Source organism: Agromyces aureus, from assembly GCF_001660485.1.
GTDB classification, from domain to species: domain Bacteria; phylum Actinomycetota; class Actinomycetes; order Actinomycetales; family Microbacteriaceae; genus Agromyces; species Agromyces aureus.
Genome location: NZ_CP013979.1, coordinates 1469906 through 1491007 on the forward strand (window position 1 = coordinate 1469906; position 21102 = coordinate 1491007).

Annotated in this window: 21 protein-coding genes and 1 tRNA gene; 15 read left to right on the plus strand and 7 right to left on the minus strand. The window is 70.4% G+C overall.

All coding sequences use genetic code 11. The annotated features are described in order from the left end of the window. Nucleotides 1–71: 71 nt before the first annotated feature. The 4 genes from ATC03_RS06230 (at nt 72) to rlmB (ending at nt 4380) form a co-directional block, all read left to right on the plus strand. Nucleotides 72–554, plus strand: coding sequence for a CarD family transcriptional regulator (locus tag ATC03_RS06230; protein WP_067874458.1), 483 nt, complete (start codon nt 72–74; stop codon nt 552–554). 90 nt (nt 555–644) lie between these two features. Next, entirely contained in the window at nt 645–1895 is a 1251-nt protein-coding gene (locus tag ATC03_RS06235; protein WP_067874461.1) for a bifunctional 2-C-methyl-D-erythritol 4-phosphate cytidylyltransferase/2-C-methyl-D-erythritol 2,4-cyclodiphosphate synthase, read from the plus strand. Between the two features lie 47 nt (nt 1896–1942). Continuing rightward, nucleotides 1943–3352, plus strand: a complete 1410-nt coding sequence (gene cysS, locus ATC03_RS06240; RefSeq protein WP_067874463.1) for a cysteine--tRNA ligase — start codon at nt 1943–1945, stop codon at nt 3350–3352. Then, nucleotides 3349–4380: a 23S rRNA (guanosine(2251)-2'-O)-methyltransferase RlmB gene (rlmB, locus tag ATC03_RS06245; RefSeq protein ID WP_067874469.1), complete on the plus strand. Its 1032-nt coding sequence runs from the start codon at nt 3349–3351 to the stop codon at nt 4378–4380. The genes cysS and rlmB overlap by 4 nt, the downstream gene beginning before the upstream one ends. 103 nt (nt 4381–4483) lie before the next feature. On the opposite strand, the gene ATC03_RS06250 is transcribed toward rlmB, so the two are convergent. Together ATC03_RS06250 and ATC03_RS06255 are read right to left on the minus strand one after the other, a co-directional pair. After that, complete coding sequence (locus ATC03_RS06250) at nt 4484–5803, minus strand: DUF4032 domain-containing protein (RefSeq protein ID WP_067874472.1); 1320 nt, start codon at nt 5801–5803, stop codon at nt 4484–4486. Between the two features lie 79 nt (nt 5804–5882). Continuing rightward, nucleotides 5883–6983 (minus strand): ABC transporter ATP-binding protein, encoded by a 1101-nt coding sequence (locus tag ATC03_RS06255; protein ID WP_067874475.1) that lies wholly within the window; start codon nt 6981–6983, stop codon nt 5883–5885. Between the two features lie 321 nt (nt 6984–7304). On the opposite strand from ATC03_RS06255, the gene ATC03_RS06260 reads away from it, so the two are divergent. The 3 genes from ATC03_RS06260 to ATC03_RS06270 all read left to right on the plus strand — a co-directional run bounded on the left by ATC03_RS06260 (nt 7305) and on the right by ATC03_RS06270 (nt 9554). Then, the gene (locus ATC03_RS06260; RefSeq protein WP_067874477.1) at nt 7305–8234 is read left to right on the plus strand and encodes a thioredoxin domain-containing protein; all 930 of its coding nucleotides are present in this window, start codon (nt 7305–7307) and stop codon (nt 8232–8234) included. Nucleotides 8235–8322: 88 nt separating this feature from the next. Further along, nucleotides 8323–8395 (plus strand) — tRNA-Thr (locus ATC03_RS06265). A gap of 1 nt (nt 8396) precedes the next feature. After that, nucleotides 8397–9554 (plus strand): DMT family transporter, encoded by a 1158-nt coding sequence (locus ATC03_RS06270; RefSeq protein ID WP_227820247.1) that lies wholly within the window; start codon nt 8397–8399, stop codon nt 9552–9554. On the opposite strand, the gene ATC03_RS06275 is transcribed toward ATC03_RS06270, so the two are convergent. Both ATC03_RS06275 and msrB read right to left on the minus strand, forming a co-directional pair. Further along, nucleotides 9538–10101: a nitroreductase family protein gene (locus ATC03_RS06275; RefSeq protein ID WP_067874482.1), complete on the minus strand. Its 564-nt coding sequence runs from the start codon at nt 10099–10101 to the stop codon at nt 9538–9540. The two genes, ATC03_RS06270 and ATC03_RS06275, sit on opposite strands and share 17 nt — an antisense overlap. A gap of 2 nt (nt 10102–10103) precedes the next feature. Further along, nucleotides 10104–10505: a peptide-methionine (R)-S-oxide reductase MsrB gene (gene msrB, locus ATC03_RS06280; RefSeq protein WP_067874488.1), complete on the minus strand. Its 402-nt coding sequence runs from the start codon at nt 10503–10505 to the stop codon at nt 10104–10106. 147 nt (nt 10506–10652) lie between these two features. Between msrB and ATC03_RS06285 the strand changes: the two genes are divergently transcribed. The 5 genes from ATC03_RS06285 (at nt 10653) to groL (ending at nt 14892) form a co-directional block, all read left to right on the plus strand. Beyond that, a complete protein-coding gene (locus tag ATC03_RS06285; RefSeq protein WP_067874491.1) occupies nt 10653–10949 on the plus strand; it encodes a DUF3263 domain-containing protein in 297 nt (98 codons plus the stop codon). A 26-nt stretch (nt 10950–10975) separates the two neighbouring features. Beyond that, a complete protein-coding gene (locus tag ATC03_RS06290; RefSeq protein ID WP_067874493.1) occupies nt 10976–11518 on the plus strand; it encodes a LytR C-terminal domain-containing protein in 543 nt (180 codons plus the stop codon). A 213-nt stretch (nt 11519–11731) separates the two neighbouring features. Beyond that, nucleotides 11732–11932, plus strand: a complete 201-nt coding sequence (locus ATC03_RS06295; protein WP_067874495.1) for a cold-shock protein — start codon at nt 11732–11734, stop codon at nt 11930–11932. Nucleotides 11933–12070: 138 nt separating this feature from the next. Next, nucleotides 12071–13129, plus strand: coding sequence for a DUF3048 domain-containing protein (locus tag ATC03_RS06300; RefSeq protein WP_161490323.1), 1059 nt, complete (start codon nt 12071–12073; stop codon nt 13127–13129). Nucleotides 13130–13272: 143 nt separating this feature from the next. Continuing rightward, on the plus strand, nt 13273–14892 hold the full coding sequence (gene groL / locus ATC03_RS06305) for a chaperonin GroEL (RefSeq protein WP_067874498.1): 1620 nt from the start codon (nt 13273–13275) through the stop codon (nt 14890–14892). 228 nt (nt 14893–15120) lie between these two features. Here groL and ATC03_RS06310 read toward each other — a convergent pair whose 3' ends face one another. From ATC03_RS06310 to ATC03_RS06320, 3 genes are all read right to left on the minus strand, one after another. Beyond that, nucleotides 15121–15411, minus strand: coding sequence for a WXG100 family type VII secretion target (locus ATC03_RS06310; protein ID WP_067874500.1), 291 nt, complete (start codon nt 15409–15411; stop codon nt 15121–15123). 136 nt (nt 15412–15547) lie between these two features. Continuing rightward, the gene (locus tag ATC03_RS06315; protein ID WP_067874502.1) at nt 15548–17353 is read right to left on the minus strand and encodes a sensor histidine kinase; all 1806 of its coding nucleotides are present in this window, start codon (nt 17351–17353) and stop codon (nt 15548–15550) included. 31 nt (nt 17354–17384) lie between these two features. Continuing rightward, complete coding sequence (locus ATC03_RS06320) at nt 17385–18083, minus strand: response regulator transcription factor (RefSeq protein ID WP_067881607.1); 699 nt, start codon at nt 18081–18083, stop codon at nt 17385–17387. An 88-nt stretch (nt 18084–18171) separates the two neighbouring features. Between ATC03_RS06320 and ATC03_RS06325 the strand changes: the two genes are divergently transcribed. The 3 genes from ATC03_RS06325 to ATC03_RS06335 all read left to right on the plus strand — a co-directional run bounded on the left by ATC03_RS06325 (nt 18172) and on the right by ATC03_RS06335 (nt 21094). Then, nucleotides 18172–19458 (plus strand): NAD(P)/FAD-dependent oxidoreductase, encoded by a 1287-nt coding sequence (locus ATC03_RS06325; protein WP_067874505.1) that lies wholly within the window; start codon nt 18172–18174, stop codon nt 19456–19458. Between the two features lie 62 nt (nt 19459–19520). After that, nucleotides 19521–20378 carry a dihydropteroate synthase gene (gene folP / locus ATC03_RS06330; protein ID WP_067874508.1) on the plus strand — a complete coding sequence of 286 codons (858 nt, stop codon included), beginning with the start codon at nt 19521–19523 and terminating at the stop codon, nt 20376–20378. Beyond that, on the plus strand, nt 20375–21094 hold the full coding sequence (locus tag ATC03_RS06335) for a pyrimidine reductase family protein (protein WP_161490324.1): 720 nt from the start codon (nt 20375–20377) through the stop codon (nt 21092–21094). The genes folP and ATC03_RS06335 overlap by 4 nt, the downstream gene beginning before the upstream one ends. Nucleotides 21095–21102: the final 8 nt, after the last annotated feature.

The window sequence follows — 21102 nt, forward strand, 5'->3', positions numbered from 1 at the left end:
CGAGCGAGCGGCGGAACCTTAGCACGAACACGAATGTGATATCCTGAAAGTTGCCGGAAGGACATACATTCATGCTTTTTGAGGTTGGCGAAACCGTCGTGTACCCGCATCACGGAGCCGCGACGATCATCGAAGTCAAAGACCGCGTCATCAAGGGCGAGACCAAGAAATACCTGAAGCTGAACGTCACGCAGGGAGATCTCGTGATCGAGGTTCCCGCTGAGAATGTCGACCTCGTCGGCGTTCGCGATGTCATCGGCAAGGACGGCCTCGACAAGGTGTTCGAGGTGCTTCGCGCCCCGTTCACCGAGGAGCCCACCAACTGGTCCCGCCGCTACAAGGCGAACCTCGAGAAGCTCGCCTCCGGCGACGTGATCAAGGTCTCCGAAGTGGTGCGCGACCTGTGGCGCCGCGACCAGGACCGCGGACTGTCGGCGGGTGAGAAGCGCATGCTCGCGAAGGCGCGCCAGATCCTGATCTCCGAACTCGCGCTCGCAGAGAAGACCGACGAGGAGGCCGCTTCGACGGTCCTCGACGAGGTCCTCGCCTCCTAGCGTCACCAACGGCACCGCGTCCTCCCGGGCGCGGTGCCGTTGTGCTGCCCTGGTGACCTGCGGCGGCCCCATGCTGGCTAGGCTCGAACCATGAGTTCGTCGACCGTCGCCGTCATCCTGGTCGCCGCGGGCAGCGGCACGCGCCTCGGCCACGCCGAGCCCAAGGCCTTCGTGCCGCTCGGCGAATCCACGATCCTCGGGGTCGCCCTCGATGCCGTGCTGGGCATGCACGAGACGCCGCACGTCGTCGTCGTCGCTCCGGCAGACCGCGTCGCCGAGGTGCAGGTGCGCTTCGCGGAGGTCGCGGCCGCGGCATCCGCCCCGTTCGACGTCGTGCCGGGCGGCGCGTCGCGTCAGGATTCGGTCGAGGCCGGACTCGCCGTGCTGCCGAGACTCGTCGACACCGTCCTCGTGCACGATGCGGCTCGCCCGCTCACCCCGTCGCTGGTCTTCGACGAGGTCGCCGCCGCCGTGCGCTCGCGCGGTCACGGCATCGTGCCGGGCCTCCCCGTGGTCGACACGATCAAGCGCATCGAGGGCGGTCATGTGGTCTCGACCGTCGACCGATCGGTGCTCGCGGCGGTGCAGACCCCGCAGGGCTTCCCGCGCGAGGATCTCGACGATGCCTTCGCGTCCGCCGATCCGACGTTCGAGTACACCGACGACGCCGCGATCGCCGCGGCGGCCGGGTTCACCGTCGACCTCGTGCCCGGTGACGCGCGAGGCTTCAAGATCACCGTGCCGGAAGACCTCCGGCGAGCCGAGCAGCACTTGGGCGTCGCACCGCACGTCCGCCCCGACGGGGAACGCGCGGTGGCCCCGGCCTCGCACCCGGCCGAGCTCGGCACGCCCGCCGTCGCGCCGCCCGCATCTCGCATCGGCACCGGGGTCGACGTGCACGCGTTCGCCGACGACCCGGCCACGCCGCTCTGGCTCGCGGGCCTCGAATGGCCGGGTGAGCGCGGGCTCTCGGGGCATTCCGACGGCGACGCCGCCGCGCACGCGATCTGCGACGCCCTGCTCGCGGCCGCCGGCCTCGGTGACGTCGGCGCGATCTTCGGCACCGCCGACCCGCGATTCGCCGCGGCGCACGGCGAGGTGTTCCTCGCCGAGACGCGACGGCTGGTCGAGGCATCCGGATTCCGCATCGTGAACGTGACCGTGCAGATCGTGGGCAACCGCCCGAAGCTCGCCCCACGCAGGGCCGAGGCCGAGGCCCTCCTGTCGCATGTGCTCGGCGCTCCCGTGTCGGTGGCCGCCACCACGACCGACGGCCTCGGCTTCACCGGCCGCGGCGAGGGCGTCTCGGCGCTGGCCACCGCACTGCTCGCGACGCCCTGATCGTCGCGCCGACCGGGCGTTCAGCCGGGCGCCGGTAGGCTTGCCGGGTGACCGTGCGACTCTACGATTCGAAGGCTCAGGCCCTGCGTGACTTCGTGCCCCTCCAAGAGGGACACGTCGGCATGTACGTCTGCGGTCCGACCGTGCAGTCGAGCCCGCACATCGGTCATCTCCGCAGCGCGCTCGTTTACGACATCCTCCGCCGCTGGTTCTCGTACCGCGGGTACGACGTGGCGTTCGTGCGCAACGTCACCGACATCGACGACAAGATCCTCGACGCCGCGACGGGAGAGCAGTGGTGGGCGCTGGCCTACCGCGTCGAGCTCGAGTTCCAGGCCGCCTACGCCTCGCTCGGCATCCTGCCTCCGACGTACGAACCGCGCGCGACCGCGAGCGTGCAGCAGATGCAGGAACTGATCACCCGGCTCATCGAGCGCGGGCACGCGTACGCGGCTCCGGATGCCTCGGGCGACGTGTACTTCGACACCGCGAGCTGGCCGGCCTACGGCGAGCTCACGCGCCAGGCGCGCGACAACATGGAGGCCGCGGCCGACGCCGACCCGCGCGGCAAGCGCGACCCCCGAGACTTCGCCCTCTGGAAGGGTCGCAAGGCCGACGAGCCCGCGTCCGCATCGTGGGCGTCGCCGTGGGGTGACGGCCGGCCCGGCTGGCACATCGAGTGCTCGGCCATGGCGAGCCGCTACCTCGGCACCGAGTTCGACATCCACGGGGGCGGTCTCGACCTGCGCTTCCCGCACCACGAGAACGAGCTCGCGCAGTCCACGGCGGCCGGTCACGGCTACGCCCGCTACTGGGTGCACAACGGGCTCGTGAACACCGGCGGGCAGAAGATGTCCAAGTCGCTCGGCAACTCCGTGTTCGCCGCCGAGCTGCTCGAACTCGCCTCCCCGCTCGCGGTGCGCTACCTGCTCGGCGCCGCGCACTACCGCTCGACGCTCGACTACTCGCCCGGCTCGCTCGCCGAGGCCGAGGCGGCCGTCGATCGCATCCGCACGTTCCTCGAGCGCGTCGAACGACGCCTCGCGGGCACGCGTTACGAGGGCGTCGGCGCTCCCGTGATCCCCGACGCGTTCGCCGCAGCCATGGACGACGACCTGGGCGTGCCCCAGGCGATCGCCGTGCTGCACGACACCGTCCGCGCCGGCAACCAGGCGCTCGACGCCGACGAACTCCACGACGCCGCGGCGCTGCACGGGCAGGTCGCCGCCATGGCGGGCGTGCTCGGCATCGACCCCCGCGACGCCAGGTGGAGCCCGGACGCCGCGCCCGCGGCATCCGCCCTCGACACCCTCGTGACCAGACTCATCGAGGATCGCCAGGCGGCTCGTGCAGCGAAGGACTTCGCAGCCGCAGACCGCATCCGCGACGAACTCTCGTCAGCGGGCATCACCATCGAAGACAGCCAGACCGGCACACATTGGAGCTTGGAATCATGAAGGGCAGCAGCAAGCCGCGCGCCGGAGCCGTGCGCAAGGGCAAGGGCAAGCAGGTCGGATCCGGAGGCCAGGGGCGTCAGGCGCTCGAGGGCAAGGGACCGACCCCGAAGGCCGAAGACCGTGCATGGCATCCCGCGGGCAAGCGCAAGGCCGCCGAGGAGCGCTATGCGGCATCCGGAGGCAAGGGCCGGCCTGGCGCGAAGGTGGCCGGGCAGGGCGGAGGGCGCCCCGGCGCACCCCGCGGTGCATCCGGTGCATCTCGTCGCTCGAAGTCGGGCGACGAGTCCGAGATCGTGACGGGCCGCAACTCGGTCCTCGAGGCACTGCGCACGCGCATCCCCGCGACGACCCTCTACGTCGCGGCACGCATCGAGATGGACGACCGCGTGAAGGAGGCGCTGAAGATCGCCACCAACCGCGGACTCCCGATCCTCGAGGTCATGCGCCCCGAGCTCGACCGCCTCGCCGGCGAGGGCGGCGTGCACCAGGGCCTCGCGCTCAAGGTGCCGCCGTACGAGTACGCGCACCCGATCGAGCTCCTCGACCAGGTCATCGCCCGCGACCAGAACCCGCTGTTCGTGGCGCTCGACGGCATCACCGACGCACGCAACCTCGGAGCGATCATCCGCTCGACCGCGGCCTTCGGCGGGCAGGGCATCATCGTGCCGCAGCGCCGCTCGGTCGGCGTCAACGCCGGTGCGTGGAAGACCTCGGCCGGCGCGGCCGCGCGCATCCCCGTGGCCATGGCTCCGAACCTCACCCAGACGCTCAAGGCGCTCAAGGAGCGCGGCGTGTTCGTGCTCGGACTCGACGGCGACGGCGACGTGTCGCTCCCCGGCCTCTCGTGGGCCGAGCGGCCCATCGTGGTCGTCGTGGGCAGCGAGGGCAAGGGCCTGTCCCGCCTCGTCGCCGAGACCTGCGACGCGATCGTCTCGATCCCGATCAGCGCGGCGACCGAGTCGCTGAATGCCGGCATCGCGGCATCGGTCACGCTCTACGAGATCTCGAAGCTGCGCGCCGAGAAGTAGGCTCGCGTCGCCGACCGCGCGCCGAGCATGGCGAAGGGGGCCTCCGCTCGGAGGCCCCCTTCGTCATGCGGTCGGGCTCCACGCCGGGGCGCGGTCGCTCGGCTCAGACCTTGAGCCGCCAGTCGTCCTCGTCGTCGGGATCGATGACCGCGACGGCCGACGTGTCGAGCGGCACCACGTCGATCGACGTCGTGATCGTGCCGGTCGTCGGACCGATGACGGTCGCCTCGTCGCGGCGATGCCGGAGCACGGTGTTGATGTACGACGCGACCGCCTCGGCGAGCGGGATGTCGTGACCGGCCTGCTGGGCCAGGTACCACCGGTGCTCGAGCAACTGGTGGAACACCTCGGCGGGCTCGAGCTTGCCGCGCAACTCCGTCGGGATCGCCCTGACGACCGGCTCGAACACGCGCACGAGCCACTCGTGCGCCACCATCTCCTCATCGAGCTCGCCCTTGCCGTAGCTCGCGCGATACGAGTCGAGGTCGTTCAGCAGGCGTCGGGCCTGGTTCTCGCCGGCGTCGAGTCCGGTCAGGCGCAGCAGGCGTCGCTGATGGTGGCCTGCGTCGACGACCTTCGGCTGGATGCGCACGGTCGTGCCCTGCGCATCGGTGCGGATCGCGAGCTCCTCGATGTCGAATCCGAGCGCGTTGAGGCGGCTGACGCGCTCGTTGATGCGCCAGCGCTCGGCGGAGGAGAACGACTCGGAGCCAGTGAGCTCGCTCCAGAGGCTGCGGTACGCGTCGACGATGCCGTTCGAGATGCGCACTGGGTCGAGCTCGTCGGCGACCTTGCCGCCGGCTTCGAGGTCGAGCAGTTCGCCCGCGATGTTCACGCGCGCGATCTCGAGGTCGTTCTCGCGCTGCCCGTTCGACAGGCCGCCCTCGTAGAGCTTGCCGGTCTCGGCATCGACGAGGTAGGCCGCGAACGCCCCCGCGTCGCGACGGAACAGCGTGTTCGACAGCGAGACGTCGCCCCAGAAGAAGCCGATGATGTGCAGCCGAACGAGCAGCAGCGCCAGCGCGTCGACGAGCCGTGTCGCGGTGTCGGGGCGCAGCGTCTGCGAGAACAGCGCGCGGTAGGGGAGGGAGAACCGCAGGTGCCGGGTGACGAGCACCGGCTTGAGGGGGTCGCCCTCGGCATCCGTTCGGTTCGTGATGACGGCGACGGGCTCGACGCACGGGATCTCGAGGCGCTGCAGCGTACGGAGCATCTCGTACTCGCCGCGCGCCATCTCGGCCGTGGTCTCCTTGATGGCGACGACGTGGCCCGCGAGGTGCGCGAACCGCACGAGGTGGCGCGAGATGCCCTTGGGCAGTGCCGCGATGTTCTCGTTCGGCCAGGCCTCGAGCGGCAGGTGCCACGGCAGGTCGAGCAGAGCAGGGTCGGTCGTGGCCGACGTGATCGAAAGTGAGCCGCTCATCGTGGTTCAGCGTAGCCGGAAACGCCGATGCCGGCCGGGCCATGGGCCCGACCGGCATCGTTCACGCGTGAGGCGATCGTCAGCTGACGACGGCCTTGTTGCCGAGGCGCAGCCCCGACTCGATGTCGAACAGGTGCACGTGGTTCGGCGTGGCCGTGAGGTACACGCGGTCGCCGGCGTTCGGGTGGCTGCGGCCGTCGACGCGGGCGACGATGTCGGTGCGCTTGCCCTCGACCGTGGAGTGGCCGTAGAGGTAACCGTCGGCGCCGAGCTCCTCGACGAGGTCGACGTCGACCGCGAGGCCTTCGCCCTGGACGGCGGAAACCGTGATGTCCTCGGGGCGCACGCCGATGGTCGCGCTCTTGGCCGAAGCCTCGGAGAGCACGTCGCGATCGACCGGCACCGTCGCGGTGCCGAACAGCACGCCGCTCTCGGTGAGGTCGGCGTGGAAGAGGTTCATCGCGGGCGAGCCGATGAAGCCGGCGACGAAGACGTTCTGCGGCTTCTCGTAGAGGTCGCGCGGGGTGCCGACCTGCTGGAGCAGGCCGTCCTTGAGCACGGCGATGCGGTCACCCATGGTGAGCGCCTCGGTCTGGTCGTGCGTGACGTAGACCGTGGTGACGCCGAGGCGGCGCTGGAGCGACGCGATCTGCGTACGGGTCTGCACGCGGAGCTTGGCGTCGAGGTTCGACAGCGGCTCGTCCATGAGGAAGACCTGGGGCTGACGCACGATGGCGCGGCCCATGGCGACGCGCTGACGCTGACCGCCCGAGAGTGCCTTCGGCTTGCGGCTCAGGTAGGGCTCGAGGTCGAGGAGCTTGGCGGCCTCGAGCACGCGAGCCGCACGCTCCTCCTTGCCGACGCCGGCGATCTTGAGCGCGAAGCCCATGTTCTCGGCCACGGTCATGTGGGGGTAGAGCGCGTAGTTCTGGAAGACCATCGCGATGTCTCGGTCCTTCGGCGGCACGTCGGTGACGTTGCGGTCGCCGATGAAGATGTTGCCGTCGTTGACCTCTTCGAGGCCGGCGAGCATGCGCAGGGACGTGGACTTGCCGCAACCCGAGGGGCCGACGAGCACGAGGAACTCGCCGTCTGCGACGTCGAGGTCGAGCTGGTCGACGGCGGGGCGGGTGCCTCCGGGGTACAGGCGCGTGGCCTTGTCGAACGTGACTGATGCCATGGTCGTGCTTCTCCTTCACCGGCAGGTACGTGCCGGACGATCCGTAGTGATGGACTGCGTCATCGTCGACGCTCCCTCAGTATTGCACGCGCGGCGGCTGCGGCCGATTCGACGCCCGTCGGCGGCATCCGCTCGGTGGATCCGGCTGCGAGCGCGCCCCGAGCGCGCCCCGAGCGCGCCCAGAGACGGCTGAATGCCCGCCGAGCGGGGGCCGAACGCCGGGTGAGGCGCTCGTGTGGCTGATTCCCAGCCATCCTTCCTACTATCGTGGGTGCGTTCGCAGTACGCGCGCGCCCACACAGCGACCCGGAGTGACCATCGATGACCAACGTCGGATCCAATGAGCCTCGTGCCTCCCGCAACGAACGCCGGGAGGCGGCCCGAGAGAAGGCTCGAGTCCTTCGCGAAGAGCAGAAGAAGCGCGACAAGCGGAACAAGTTCCTGATCCAGGGCGGCATCATCGTCGCCGTGCTGCTCGTCGCCGGACTCATCGGTGCACTCATCTTCAACAACATCAAGCCGGCCGGCCCCGGCCCGGCGAACATGGCGAGCGACGGCATCCTCCTGGTCGCCGGCGACGACGGCGCCATCACCGCGGTGGAGACCCCGGCCATCAAGGCCGGCGGCGAGCCCACGGCGACCGTTCCCGACGACAGCGGCACGGTCGCGAACATCGTGACGTACATCGACTACCTGTGCCCCTTCTGCGGCCAGTTCGAGACGACGAACTCCGAGGCGATGCGCACCATGGTCGAGTCGGGGGCGGCGACGCTCGAGATCCACCCCATCGCGATCCTGACGAACAAGTCGGCCGGCACCCAGTACTCGCTGCGTGCGGCGAACGCCGCGGCGTGCGTGGCCGACCTCTCTCCCGAGGCGTTCTTCGACTACAACGAGCTGCTCTTCCAGAACCAGCCCGAAGAGGGCTCGGTCGGCCTCAACAACTCCGACCTCAAGAAGCTCGCGGGTGACGCAGGCGCCGCCTCCTCGGTGAACGCGTGCATCGACGACGTGCGCTTCAAGGCGTGGGTGCAGGATGCCACGACGCGGGCGCTGACCGGCCCGATCCCGAACTCCGATCTCGCCTCCGTGACCGGCACGCCCACCGTGCTCGTGAACGGCCAGCAGTACAGCGGCTCGCTCACCGACGCGGCCGAGTTCCAGTCGTTCGTGGTGCAGGCCACGAGCGCGACGTTCAACGACGCCGAGTCGACTCCGACGCCCAGCCCCACTCCGACCCCGGCTCAGTGAGCCGGCCCGCGCGACGGAGCCCGTTCGGGTTCCGTCGCGCGGTCGCGTGCGGCCGCCATCGATAGGATGGTGCCTCGAGGTTCGCCTCGCCGGCTTGGCGCAATTGGTAGCGCACCGCTCTTGTAAAGCGGGGGTTGCGGGTTCGAGTCCCGCAGCCGGCACTTGTCTGAAGACGTCCCCACTCCGGAATCCGCCGCTCCTGGCACGGCCGGCCCAGACGCGGCGGCGCGGTCCGGAGCTCCGGCGACCGAGCATCGGCACGCGCACGCGCACGCGCACGCGCACGCCGAGGCCGGTGGCCTGCCCGTGTGGCTCGCGATCGCCATGGCGGCGATCGGCGGCGCGCTGACGGCCGTCCAGTCGCGCGTGAACGGGCAGCTCTCGGCGTCGATCGGCGACGCCTACACGGCGGCCGTCATCTCGTTCGGCTCCGGACTGCTGATCCTGCTCGTCGCGCTCGCGTTCTGGAAGCCGGGCCGCACGGGACTCCGCAACGTGGTGACGGAGCTGCGCGCCGGTCGCCTGCGCTGGTGGATGCTGCTCGGCGGGGTCGCCGGCGCGTGGTTCGTGGCGACCCAGGGCCTCTCCGCCGGCGTCATCGGCGTCGCGCTGTTCACGGTCTCGATCGTCGCGGGCCAGACGGTCGGCGGTGTGGTGTTCGACCTGGCCGGCCTCGGGCCCGCCGGGCGGCGTCCCCTCACCGCGCCGAGGGCGATCGGCGCGCTGCTCGCCCTCGGCGCCGTGACCTGGACCCTCGCATCGGAGATCGGCGGCGCGGCCCCGGTGCTGCTCGTGCTGCTGCCCTTCACGGCCGGCTTCGGTTCGGCCTGGCAGCAGGCGGTGAACGGACGCGTCCGCGTCGCGGCGTCGAGCGCACTGACGTCGACGCTCGTGAACTTCGCCGTCGGCACTGCGGTGCTCGTCGTGGTGATGGTCGTGCACTCGTCGAGCGTCGGCTGGCCGACGTCGCTCCCGGCAGACGCGTGGCTCTACACCGGAGGCCTGATCGGCTGCGTCTTCATCGCCGTGCAGGCCGTCGTCGTGCGCGTGATCGGCGTGCTCGTGCTGGCGCTCGCGGGCGTCGCCGGCCAGCTGACCGCAGCGCTCGCGCTCGACCTGCTGGTCCCCGTCGGCGACCAGGCCGTCGACGTCGCCACGATCGGCGGTGCGGCGCTCGCGCTCGTCGCCGTGGTCATCGCGAGCACCAGGTGGACGCGGAGCCGGCACGTCGTCGCATCCGACCGGCACGGCGCGGGCACGATCACCGACGCCGACGCTCACCCCGGAGACGACGACGGCCGGGTCAGTCGAGGGTTGTGAGCCTCGCGGCGGCGTCGATCGGCTTGAGCCGCTCGACACGACGTCGCTCGGGCTTGCCGCCCACGTAGAGCCAGCCGAGCAGGGCCTCGTTCGGCCTCAGGCCGTGAGCCGCCGAGACGGCCGGATGCCGCGTGTACGGGCCCGTGCGCCACAGCACGCCCCAGCCGGCCTCGTCGAGCAGCAGGCTGAGCAGGTGCGCGACGCCGGCCGCCGTGGCGTCCTGCTCCCACTCGGGCACCTTGGCGTAGTCGGGCGTGTGCACGGCGACCACCGCGAGCAGCAGGGGCGCGCGCAGCGGCTTGGTCGCGAGCTTCGCGGCTCCGCGCGGATCGGCGGCTTCGAGCCCGGACGCCAGGGCGAGTGCGGATCCGAGGCGATCGCGGGCCTCGCCCCGGAGCGCGACGACGCGCCACGGACGCAGTGATGCGTGGTCGGCGACGCGCCCGGCCGCGCCGAGCAACTCGAGGAGCTCGGCATCGTCGGGTGCGGCATCCGTCACCTTGGAGACCGACCTGCGGACGAGTGCGGCCTCGAGCGCGGGCCGCATGCTCAGGGCTCTGGCGTGAAGTCGAGCGCGATGGAGTTCATGCAGTAGCGGTCGCCCGTCGGCGTGCCGAACCCGTCGGGGAAGACATGGCCGAGGTGCGAGCCGCAGTTCGCGCAGCGCACCTCGGTGCGCACCATGCCGAGCGAGGTGTCCTCGATGAGCTGGACCGCCTCGGGGCGGACCGACTCGTAGAAGCTCGGCCACCCGCAGCCGGAGTCGAACTTCGTGCCGCTCTTGAACAGTTCGGAGCCGCATGCCGCGCACGCGTAGATGCCCGCGCGCTCCTCGTCGAGCAGTTCACCCGTCCACGGGCGCTCGGTCGCGGCCTCGCGCAACACCTGGAACTGCTCGTCGCCGAGCTGCTCTCGCCATTCGTCGTCGGACTTCTCGACCTGGTACGCCATTGGATTCCCTCCAGAACTGCGGATGCCTCCATCGTCGCAGGTCTGCACGGGCCGCGCACACACACGCCGCAGACGCTCGGCACCCTCACGGCGAGGCATCCCTAGGATGTGACGCGAAGGCGACGCCGTCGCCGCGGGAGGTGCACGATGAGTCTCGACCGGACCTCGCGCGACGAGCCGACCGCCCGGCTCGACGACCTCGCCGTCCGCGTGCTCGCCTTCGAGGCGCATGCATGGCAGCAGCCGGGGGCGAAGGCCGAGGGCATCCGCGACGAGTTCGACATGTCCGCGGCCCGCTACTATCGGATCCTCGGAGAGCTGATCGACTCGCCGGCGGCACTCCGGTACGACCCGATGCTGGTCAAGCGCCTGCAACGACTGCGCGACGCACGGGCGGCGACCCGGGCCCGCCGCTCACTCTCGAACGGCCGCACGCTCGACTGAGCCGGCCCCGACCCCCGACTGGACCCATGGCGCAGAACTCTCCTCGAGACCGCTTCGACACCATCCCGCACGGCATCGAGCGCGTCGGCGCCCACCGGGCGCCGCAGCGGCGGGGGGCGCGCTGGATCGCCTTCGGCTGGGCCGCGCTCGCGACCGTGGTGCTGACGGGACTCGGCATCGGCGCGGTCGTGGTCGCGAACGACCGCCTCGACTTCTCGCAGGCCGCGCCGACGCCTTCGGCGGCGCCGGTCGTCACCGCCGAGCCGACGATCGCGCCCGATGTGCCGGTGACCGTGCTGAACGGCACCGAGACGAGCGGACTCGCGGCCACGGCGGCCGATGCGTTGACCGCCGCGGGCGTACCCGTGGGGGCCACCGCGAACGCGAGCGAGAGCGACCTCAAGGACACGGTCGTGTACTACGCCAGCGCCGACCTCGAGGGCGCGGCCCGCGGTGTCGCGCAGGCGATCCCCGGCGCCGACGTGCGCCTCGACGCGAAGTTCGGCGAGATCGGCACGCCGCTCGTGCTCGTCGTCGGCTCCGACTACGCCGAGAGCGTGGCCGGCTGACGTCTGCCGACCTCGCGCGAATCGTTGCCATTCCGCGACATTTCGGGGCGTTCCACCCCTTCTCCTGGGCAGACCCGCGTCATTAGTATCTGGAATTGGTCGCTCGAATCCGTGCAACCCGGCACCACCCTCGGTGCCGGTCGGCACGAAGCGGAGGCCCGGTACAGGCGAGACGCACGTGCTGATCGACACACGGCTATTTGGGAGCAACGCATGGCGAACGGAACCGTCAAGTGGTTCAACGCTGAAAAGGGCTACGGGTTCATCACCGTCGACGGAGGCCAGGACGTGTTCGTCCACTACTCCGCGATCGACATGACCGGGTACAAGGTCCTCGAAGAGGGCCAGGCGGTCGTGTTCGAGGTCGGCACGGGGTCGAAGGGCCCGCAGGCCGAGGCCGTCCGCCCCGCCTGAGACGCGTGATCGATGCGCCGCCCGCCCAACGCCGGCGGCGCATCGTCGTCTTCCGCCCCGGTCCGGGTCGCGGATGCCGCAGCTCGTGGCTCGGCGCGTCGCACCGTTCGGCGCGCGTGGCGGTGGTTGGCTGTGCGCATGGCGAGGCGGGGCGGTTCTGCCGGAAGGCGGCAGGCGCGGTTCGTGCTGCTCGCGGCATCCGCCCTCCTATTCGTCGGATGCAGCGCCGATGCGCCGTTCGTCGCCACCCCGTCACCCACGCCGACGGCCGACGCCCGACCGATCGGTGAGTCGGCCACGCCGATGGCCCTCGCGTTCGCGCCGCTGCGGGGCACCCGGGCCGACTGGGCCGCGATGCAGCATCCGTCGATCGCCGCGAAGATCGACAATCACGAGGAGGCGCGACCGCAGGTCGCGCTGAACCGCACCGACATCGTGTTCGAGGAGCTCGTCGAGGGCGGCCTCACGCGGTACGTGGCGATCTGGCACTCGGACATGCCCCCCGAGATCGGGCCCGTGCGCTCGATCCGACCCATGGACCCAGATATCGCGACGCCGTTCGGCGGCATGATCGCGTACTCGGGCGGTCAGGAGATCTTCGTCGAGATGATGCAGGCGACCCCGCTCGTGAACCTCGTCTTCGACTACGACGACACCGGCCTCTTCTCGAGGGCCGATGAGCGACCCGGCCCGCACGACGTGATCCTCGACGCGGAGGAGGCGCTGAGCCGCAACGCCGCGCTCGCCCCGCCGCCGGTGCAGTTCGTGTACGGCGGCACGGATCCGCTCGCCGATCCTGCGCTCGCGGCAACGCCGACGACGACGATCTCGCAGGTCTTCTCGGAGGAGCGGTTCCCGTCGTGGACGTGGGATGCCGCGGCATCCGTCTGGCTCAGGTCGCAGGAGGGCGCGCCCGACCTCGACGACGCGGGTGCACAGGTGCACGCGGTGAACGTCGTGACCATGCGGGTCGACATCGACTGGCAGTACGGCGAGGTGCCGAAGACCGTGATGGTCGGCGCCGGCGAGGCGTGGATCTCGGTGGCCGGGCGTACCGCGCACGGCACGTGGTCGAAGGGCGCCCGCGAGGCGCCGATCGTGTTCACGGCCGACAACGGCGCGCCGTTGCGACTGGCGCCGGGCAACACGTGGATCGAGCTCGTGCCGACGACCGGATCGGTGACGTTCGCGCCCTGAGCGAACGCGCGGGCAGGGCGGCAGGGGCCGTCGCCCCCTCGCTTGCACTCGTGGCGGTCGAGTGCCAGAATTGATTTAGCACTCATTCGAATCGAGTGCTAACAAGAATCTTTGAGACGTCCGAGAAGGGACGAGAAACACACATGGCAAAGATCATTGCTTTCAACGAGGAGGCCCGCCGCGGTCTCGAGCGTGGCCTCAACACGCTCGCCGACGCGGTCAAGGTGACCCTCGGCCCGCGCGGTCGCAACGTCGTGCTCGAGAAGAAGTGGGGCGCCCCCACCATCACGAACGACGGCGTGTCGATCGCCAAGGAGATCGAGCTCGACGACCCGTACGAGAAGATCGGCGCCGAGCTCGTCAAGGAGGTCGCCAAGAAGACCGACGACGTCGCCGGTGACGGCACCACGACCTCGGTCGTGCTCGCCCAGGCGCTCGTGCGCGAGGGCCTCCGCAACGTCGCCGCAGGCGCCGACCCCATCTCGCTCAAGCGCGGCATCGAGAAGGCCGTCGCCGCTGTGACCGCCGAGCTCGTCGCCAACGCCAAGGAGGTCGAGACCAAGGAGGAGATCGCCGCCACCGCGTCCATCTCCGCCGGTGACCTCGAGATCGGCGCCCTGATCGCCGAGGCCATCGACAAGGTCGGCAAGGAAGGCGTCGTCACCGTCGAGGAGTCGAACACCTTCGGCACCGAGCTCGAGCTCACCGAGGGCATGCGCTTCGACAAGGGCTACCTGTCGGCGTACTTCGTCACCGACCCCGAGCGCCAGGAAGCGGTCTTCGAAGACCCCTACATCCTGATCGTCAACGGCAAGGTCTCGAACATCAAGGACCTCCTGCCGATCGTCGACAAGGTCATCCAGACCGGCAAGCAGCTCCTCATCATCGCCGAGGACGTCGACGGCGAAGCCCTCGCGACCCTCATCGTGAACAAGATCCGCGGCATCTTCAAGTCGGTCGCCGTCAAGGCCCCTGGCTTCGGCGACCGTCGCAAGGCGCAGCTGCAGGACATCGCGATCCTCACCGGCGGCCAGGTCATCTCCGAGGAGGTCGGTCTCAAGCTCGAGAACGTCACCCTCGACCTGCTCGGCCAGGCCCGCAAGGTCATCATCACCAAGGACGAGACGACCATCGTCGAGGGTGCCGGTGACGAGGAGGCCATCGCCGGTCGCGTCGCGCAGATCCGCGCCGAGATCGAGAACACCGACTCCGACTACGACCGCGAGAAGCTCCAGGAGCGCCTCGCGAAGCTGGCCGGCGGCGTCGCCGTCATCAAGGCGGGCGCGGCCACCGAGGTCGAGCTCAAGGAGCGCAAGCACCGCATCGAGGACGCCGTCCGCAACGCGAAGGCAGCCGTCGAAGAGGGCATCGTCGCCGGTGGTGGCGTCGCCCTCATCCAGGCCGGCAAGACCGCGTTCGAGAAGCTCGAGCTCACGGGCGACGAGGCGACCGGTGCGAACATCGTCAAGGTCGCGATCGACGCTCCGCTCAAGCAGATCGCCCTCAACGCCGGCCTCGAGCCGGGCGTCGTGGTCGACCGCGTGCGCAACCTCCCCGTCGGCCAGGGCCTCAACGCCGCGACCGGCGAGTACGTCGACATGCTGGCCGCCGGCATCAACGACCCGGTGAAGGTCACCCGCTCGGCTCTGCTCAACGCAGCGTCGATCGCCGGCCTGTTCCTCACCACCGAGGCCGTCGTCGCCGACAAGCCCGAGAAGAACCCGGTTCCGGCCGGCGACCCCACGGGTGGCATGGACTTCTGACCTTGAGCGGAGCGTAGCTCCGCGATGGTCAGGGTCGAGTGACCGGCCCTACCGGCCGGTCGTATCGAGACCCAGTCCGAACCGATCCTCGGCCGTCACGGCCTGATCAGCGCGAAGGGCGCCTCCGTCTCGGAGGCGCCCTTCGTCGTGCGCGCGGACGTCGTTCGTGCGTGTGCGCGACGTCTGGGCCGTGTGCGGATGTGCGGATGCGTCACCGAGCAGGAGAGGTCAGCGCAGGAAGAGACGGGCGTTGGCCTGCTCGGCCTCGGCGTACTGCGTCGCCGCGACACCCAGGGCCTGATTGAGCCCGTCGAGGCTCTGCTCGACCTGGAGCTGGGTGGCGCGCCAATCGGAGACGGCACCCTGGAACGCCGTGGCGGCCTGGCCCGACCAGGAGGACTGCAGGCCGGTGAGCTGGCCGAGGAGCGAGGACACCTCGGACTGGATGCGGCCGATGGTGCCCTTCACGGTTTGGGTCGCTGCGGAGACTTGCGCGGCATCGACGTGGTAACTCGACATGGGGTCCCTTCGTTCGGTTGATGCCGCAAACGTAGGGCGTCACCCACGCAGGAACCGCGGTTCGACCGAGCACGCTGCACTCGGTCGTGCGGTGCACCGATGTGGAGGACGAGTGGTCGACGACGCGGGGCGGCGGTCAGTCGGAAGACACCGACTGAGGCGCGGCCGCGCTGCCCGCGAGCGGCAGGAGAACCCGGAACGTGGCGCCGCCGCCCGGCGTCTCGACGACGTCGACCGCGCCGTTGTGGGCCGCGACGATCGAGGACACGATCGCGAGCCCCAGCCCGGAGCCGCCGGTCTCGCGGGTGCGGGACGTGTCGGCGCGCCAGAACCGCTGGAAGATCTTCTCGCGGATCTGCGGGGGGATGCCCTCGCCGTGGTCCACGATCTGGATCATGGCTCGCTCGGTTGCGGGATCCGCGCTGACATGGATGTCGACTGGGCTGTCTTCAGCGGTGAACCGCATGGCGTTGCCCATGAGGTTCGTGATGACCTGGCGGATCTTGTTCTCCTCCGCGAGGACGACGGCCTGCTGGACACCATTGCGCACGGCCTCGGGCGGGCGGCTCGTCGAGGCGCCCGAACCCTTCGGCCCGGCGCCCGAAGTGCCGGGCGGGCGCTTCGATGGGGAGTCCTCGGGCGGGACGGCGACGACCCGTCGTCCGCCGGAGTTCGCGGGATCGGTCGTGCGCGGACGTCGGTTGCGCAGGCGCGCGAGCGTCGCCCCGGCGAAGGAGATCGCGCCGGTGGCCGGGCGATCGGGCGCCGACCCGCCGAGGGCCGGCGTGCTGCCGGGCGGCGCGGCCGCGACATCCGCTGCGACGAGATCGTCGGGGGTCGTGACGGTGATGGTTCGACCGGGGTGCGCGGCCATGGCGTCGAGGGCCGCGTCCCGCGCGAGCGGCACCAGATCGACCTCGGCGAGCTCGAGCGGCTTCGCCTCGTCGAGCCGGGCGAGCGCGAGGAGGTCCTCGACCAGGCCGCCCATGCGGATGGCCTCCTTCTCGATGCGCTCCATCGCCTGGGCGACGTCCTCGGGGGTCTGCAGGGCGCCCATGCGGTACAGCTCCGCGTAGCCGCGGACGGAGACGAGCGGAGTGCGGAGTTCGTGCGACGCGTCGCCGACGAAGCGACGCATCTGGTCGATCGTTCGTGCTCGGTCGCGGAATGCGCGGTCGATGCGGTTGAGCATGGTGTTCAGCGACCGGTTCAGCCGACCGACCTCGGTGTTCGGGGTCGCGCCGCCGAGGCGTTGGCTGAAGTCTCCGTCGGCGATGGCCGCCGCCGTGGCCTCGACCTCGCGGAGCGGCGTGAAGGTGGTCGTCACGAGCATGCGCGTGAGTAGGGCGCCCACGAGCACCACGCCGATGCCGAACCCGAGGAAGATCGTGAGGTACACGGCGATGAGCGACTCGGTGTCCTTCGACGAGATCGCGATGATGATCGGCGAGTAGACGCCGTGCTGGTCGGCGACCATGAGTGCCGTGACCGCTCTGAACGTCTTGTTGCCGTCGGCGTCCTTCAGCTCGAACACCGTGTACTTGCCGGAGCTCTGCGAATTGATCGCGTTGACCTCGGCCTGCGTCAGCGTCTCGGGGATGCGCGGAAGGTCCTCGATCGACCGGTCGTCCCAGTTGGTGCCGTCGCGCATGCCGGTCGCGGCGTCGTAGACGGCCACGAACACCTGATCGTTGTCGGAGAACGAGCGGGAGTCATTGCTGGGCGCGGAATCAGTTCCGTCGTCGGTAAAGTACTTGTCGAGGCTGCCGCCCGCGATGCCGCCGAGCTTCGCCGACATCTGATCCTCGACGTACGAGCGCAGCATGGCCGCCGTGCCGATGCCCGAGACGAGCAGGCCGAGGGTCAGCATCAGGACCGTCACACCGGTGATCTTGGTGCGCAGCGAGATGCGGTTCCACCGCTCGGAGATCGTCTGATGCATAGCGGGGCGAGTCTAAGTGGTGGACCCTGAGTCAGGGCTTGGAGGCCGAGGACTTCAGCATGTACCCGAACCCGCGCTTCGTCTGGATCAGCGGCTCGGTCGAGTGCTGGTCGAGCTTTCGCCGCAGGTAGGAGATGTAGCTCTCGACGATGCCGGCGTCGCCGTTGAAGTCGTACTCCCAGACGTGGTCGAGGATCTGCGCCTTCGAGAGCACCCGGTTCGGGTTCAGCATGAGGTAGCGCAGCAGCTTGAACTCGGTGGGGGAGAGCTCGACGGGCACGTCGCTCACGAGCACCTCGTGGGTGTCCTGATCCATGACGAGCTCGCCGGTGCGGATGACGGCATCTTCTTCGGCGTGCATCGTGCGGCGCAGGATGGCCTTGATGCGCGCGACGATCTCGTCGAGGCTGAACGGCTTGGTGACGTAGTCGTCGCCGCCGACCGTCAGACCCGTGATCTTGTCTTCGGTGTCGTCCTTCGCCGTGAGGAACAGGATCGGCGCCGTGTAGCCGGCCGAACGCAGGCGTTTGGTGACGCCGAAGCCGTTCATGTCGGGCAGCATGACGTCGAGGATGATCAGGTCGGGTTCCTCTTCGAGGACCGCCGAGATCGTCTGGGCGCCGTTGCCGACCGCTCGCACGGCGAAGCCGGCGAAGCGGAGGCTCGTGGTCAGCAGGTCGCGGATGTTGGGCTCGTCATCGACGATGAGAATGCGTGGTCCATCGCTCATGTTGACCATCTTCTGCGCACTGGCTGGAACTTTCCTGAACATTCTTCGAGGGTCGTGAAATCCGTGCGCCGAATGGAACACTTGGCCTATGGCCTCACATGAGCGAGTGGTCGTGGTCGGCGGCGGTCTGACAGCGGCTTCGGCGGTGGATTCGGTCCGCGAGGCGGGCTTCGACGGCGAGGTCGTGGTCGTCGCCGACGAGCGCCGCCCGCCGCATGAGCGACCGCCGCTCTCGAAGGGCTACCTGAACGGGTCGGATGCCGCGAGCAGCGTCTACCCGCACGATCGCCGCTGGTACGGGCGGCACGGCATCGACCTGCGGCTCGGCACGAGCGCGGTCGCACTCGATCCAGCGGCGCACACGGTCGAGGTCGAGGGCGCGGACGGCGTGCACGCCACGCTCGACTACGACCGGCTGCTGCTCGCGACGGGTGCGCGCCCGCGCCGGTTCACCGGTCCCGGTGCCGGAGTCGGCGGGGTGCACGTGCTCCGCACGCTGCCCGATTCGACGAGGTTGCGCACGGCGCTCCGCCGCGGCGACCGGCGGGTCGTGGTGGTCGGCGGCGGCTGGATCGGTCTCGAGGTCGCGGCGGCCGCGCGCGGCTACGGCAACGAGGTGACCGTCGTCGTCCGGGGCGAGGAGCCCCTCGAAGCCGCGATCGGTCGAGGTGTCGGCAGCATGTTCCGGGGGCTGCACGAGCAGCACGGCGTCGTGATCCGCGGTGGGGCGGCCGTCACGGCACTCCGGGGCGAGCGGGGCAAGGTCGCTGCGGTCGTGCTCGGCACCGGTGAGCAGATCGAGGCCGACCTGGTGGTGTTCGGCATCGGCGCGATCCCGAACGTCGAGCTCGCGACATCCGCCGGCCTGCGCGTCGATGACGGCATCGTGACCGATGCCTCGTTCCGCACGAGTGCGGCCGACGTGTTCGCCGCCGGCGACGTGGCCTCGGTCTGGAACCCCGTGCTCGAGCGGCACCTGCGCGTCGAGCACTGGGCGAACGCGCTGGCGAGCGGGGCCGCGGCCGGCCGCGCGCTCGCCGGCGAGCCGGTCGTCTTCGACGAGCTGCCGTACTTCTTCACCGACCAGTACGACCTCGGCATGGAGTATTCGGGCTACGGAGACCTCGCGGCCGGCGCCGAGCTCGTCGTGCGCGGCGACGTGCCCCTCACCGCGGCGTTCGCGGCCGACACCGAGCGGCAGGGCATCGTCTTCTGGCTCGCGGCCGACGGTCGCGTCGTGGCCGGCATGAACGTCAACGTGTGGGACGTGAACGAGCAGGTGCAACGGTTGATCAGGTCGGGGCGGGTGGTCTCGCGCGACGAACTCGCCGACCCGTCGGTGCCGCTCGACGCGCTCGCCGGGGACGCCTCGTGACGACCGCGTCCTCCGCTGAAGCGGCGACCGGGCATCAGGCGACGACGCCCGCGGCCCGAGCGATGGTCCGCACCATCGGCCCGCGCACGTTCGACTTCGCTCGCGAGGTCGCGGTGATGGCGATCGTGAACCGCACGCCCGACTCCTTCTACGACCGGGGTCGCACCGATGCGCTCGACGCCGCGGTCGCGGCCGGGCGACGGGCGATCGCCGATGGCGCCGACTGGATCGACATCGGCGGCGCGAAGTTCGCACCCGGCCCGCCGGTGCCGGTGGCCGAGGAGATCGAACGGGTCGTGCCCGTGGTCGCGGCGCTCGCCGATGCCGGCGCGGTCATCTCGGTCGACACGTTCCACGCCGAGGTCGCCAGGGCGGCGATCGCCGCTGGGGCGCACGTGATCAACGACACCACGGGCCTGAGCGATCCGGGCATGGCGGCGGTCCTCGCCGAGACCGGGGCTTCGGTGGTCGTCACGCACAGCCTCGCGACACCGCGGACGCCGCTGCCGTCGCCGCGGTACGGCGATGTCGTGCTCGAGGTCGCCGACTACCTGCGCGAGCGGATTGCGCGCGCCGAGGCGGCGGGCGTCGCATCCGATCGCATCATCATCGATCCGGGTCACGACCTGAACAAGCACACGCTCGATTCGCTCGAACTCACCCGCCGGCTCGACGAGATCGTCGCCATCGGGTATCCCACACTCGTCGCGCTGTCGAACAAGGACTTCGTCGGCGAGAGCCTCGGGCGCCGCGACCGCTCGCAGCGCGTCGAGGGGTCCATCGCCGCGGCCGTCTACTGCGTGCTGCGCGGCGCCCGCATCGTGCGCGTGCACAACGTGCGCGAGACGGTCGACGCGATGCGCATGATCGAGGCGATCGAGGGATGGCGCGAGCCGGTCTTCCTGGAGCACAACCGGTGACCGGCGAGCCGGCCGTCGAACGCGAGCAGCTGCTCGCGGCCTACGCGCTGCCGAACCGCGGGTCGGCTCGCATCCGCATGAACTTCGTCGCGAGCATCGACGGCGCGGTCACCGTCGACGACCGCAGCGGCGGCCTCGGCGACGCCGGCGACCGGCTCGCGATGCAGGTCATGCGCACGCTGGCCGACGTCGTGCTCGTCGGGGCGGGCACGGTGCGAGCCGAGGGGTACGGCGGGCTCTCGGTCGAGCCGGCGGATGCCGCGTGGCGGCGTTCGCGCGGACTCGGCGACCAGCCCCGCATCGCCGTGGTCTCGTCGCGGCTCGACCTCGACCCGCGGCATCCGTTCTTCGACCGGGCCGTGACCCGACCGATCGTGGTGACCCACGCCGCAGCCCCGGAGGGTCGGCGTGCGGCGCTCGCCGAGGTCGCCGACGTGGTCGTGTGCGGCGACGGCGCGGTCGACCTCGCCGAGGCGCAACGGCAGCTCGGTGCGCTCGGGCTCGCCCAGGTGCTCTGCGAAGGCGGCCCGCACCTGTTCGGGGCGCTGCTCGACGCCGACCTGGTCGACGAGGTCTGCCTCTCGCTCAGTCCGATGCTCGTGGGCGGCGCGGCCGGTCGCATCGTGCAGGGCGCCCACGAGAGGGCCCGCTCGATGCGGCTGGTGCATGCGATGCGTGCGGGCGACCTGCTGCTGCTGCGCTACGCGCGCGGCTGACTCGACGC